Origin of the sequence: Streptomyces sp. NPDC058307 (genome assembly GCF_042880295.1) — a bacterium.
GTDB lineage: Bacteria > Actinomycetota > Actinomycetes > Streptomycetales > Streptomycetaceae > Streptomyces.
Genome location: NZ_JBHVYZ010000018.1, coordinates 94,697 through 96,447 on the forward strand (window position 1 = coordinate 94,697; position 1,751 = coordinate 96,447).

Here is a 1,751-nt window from a genome sequence, read left to right on the forward strand (position 1 = left end):
GTCTTCTGGTCGCTCGTCCCGCCCTTGGGCGCCTGGACCGCCTCGGCCTTGGTGATCTTGTTGCCGCTGACGGTGATACGGACCTGGACGGGACCGTACTGGGTCTGGACCACGTCCCCGGTGACCGCGCCGCCGGCGGCCGCCCCGGTGCCGCCCTGGGCCGACTCCTGCGCCGCCGCCGTCTGCTGCGGGACCGCGCCGCCCGCCTGGGCGGAGGCCGGGTCCGAGGACGGCTTCAGCGACAGCATCAGCACGACACCGGAGACGGTGGCGGCGGTCGCGAGCACGACTCGACGGACGGGGTGACTCTTCCTCATCGCTTCAACAGCTCCTGAATTCCCGTCGTCACATCTCGAACGACTCGTGATGGATGCGGCGGGCGGGCACACCCGCGCCGCGCAGTGCTTCGTACACGGACTGCGCGAAACCGTTCGGCCCGCACATGAACACGTCGTGCTTGTCGATGTCGGGGAGCTTGCGCTGGAGGGACTCCGCGGAGATGTCCGGGCGCTCTCCGTCCGGGCTGTTCACCGCGTACATCAGGCGGGCGCCGCGCTCGTCCGCGATGGCGGAGAGCTCGTCCCACAGGGCCAGGTCCTGGGTGGTGTTGGCCCGGTACAGCAGAGTGATGTCACCGGCCGCGCCCGGCAGCGTCTCGAACAGGGCCCGCATCGGCGTGATGCCGACACCGCCGGCCACCAGCAGCACCTTGCCGCGGCTGCGGCGCTGGGCGGTCAGGGCGCCGTACGGCCCCTCGGCCCACACCTTGGTGCCGGGCACCAGCTCGCGCAGCCGCTCGCTGTGGTCGCCGATCGCCTTCACCGTGATCCGCAGCATGCCCGGTCGGGGTGCCGCGGACAGCGAGTAGGGGTGGGAGCTGAACCGCATGCCCGGCGCGAGGAAGCGCCAGCGGAAGAACTGGCCCGCCTCCGCGCCCATCCGGTGCAGCTTGCGCCCCCCGATGAGGACGGACACGACACCCGGCGTCTCCTCGACGACCGCCTCGACGTACATCCGGTGGCGCAGGTTCAGCCGGATCGGGGTGAGGATCCGGTACCAGAGCACCAGCGCGGTGACCGAGCCGTACAGCCCGTACCAGACGGTCTTGGCGACCGGCTCGACCGCGAAGTCGTTGCCGGTGGTCAGCTGGTGCCAGAAGGTCAGGAAGACCGCCGCGTACGTCATCAGGTGCACGTGGTACCAGGTGTCGTACGGGATCCTGCGGCGCACTCCGCCGATCGACATCAGCCCGATCAGGAACAGCAGACCGGTGCCGATGGCCGCCTTGCCCATGTCCGGCAGCTGGTTGATGGAGTCCATCGTCTGCTGGACGATGTCGCCGAGCCCCTTGCCGGCCTGGAGGGCGTAGCCCCACATGATCAGGAAGACGTGGGCGAGGACCAGGCAGAGCGTGTAGCGGCCGGTCATCGCGTGCCAGCGGGCGACCCGGTCGGAGCCCACCCGGCGTTCCAGCGCGGGCACCCGGGCCATCTGGAGTACGACGAGTGCCATCAGATACCCGGCCAGCAGACCGGTGATCCGGCCCGCGTTGAGGATCTTGCTGTTGTCGTCGGCGACGGACGGCGTGTTGTGCCACCACAGCCACAGCACACCGGCCGCGCCCGCCCATACGGCGAGCAGCAGGACGGTCGCCGGGGAACGGCGCGGGCGGATGCGGCGCATCGTCTGGCGGCGGGCGGCGCGGCCGCCTGCGAGCGTCGTGGTCACGTTTCCTCCGGGGGCGGGGGCAG

1 protein-coding gene and 1 pseudogene are annotated in these 1,751 nt (G+C 70.8%); both read right to left on the bottom strand.

Annotation, left to right across the window (positions count from 1 at the left end; genetic code table 11):
* Window positions 1-317 (bottom strand): annotated as a pseudogene (locus ACFVYN_RS15980) (FMN-binding protein); the annotation flags it as partial.
* A 28-nt stretch (window positions 318-345) separates the two neighbouring features.
* On the bottom strand, window positions 346-1,728 hold the full coding sequence (locus ACFVYN_RS15985) for a ferric reductase-like transmembrane domain-containing protein (RefSeq protein ID WP_389998302.1): 1,383 nt from the start codon (window positions 1,726-1,728) through the stop codon (window positions 346-348).
* Window positions 1,729-1,751 lie beyond the last annotated feature (23 nt).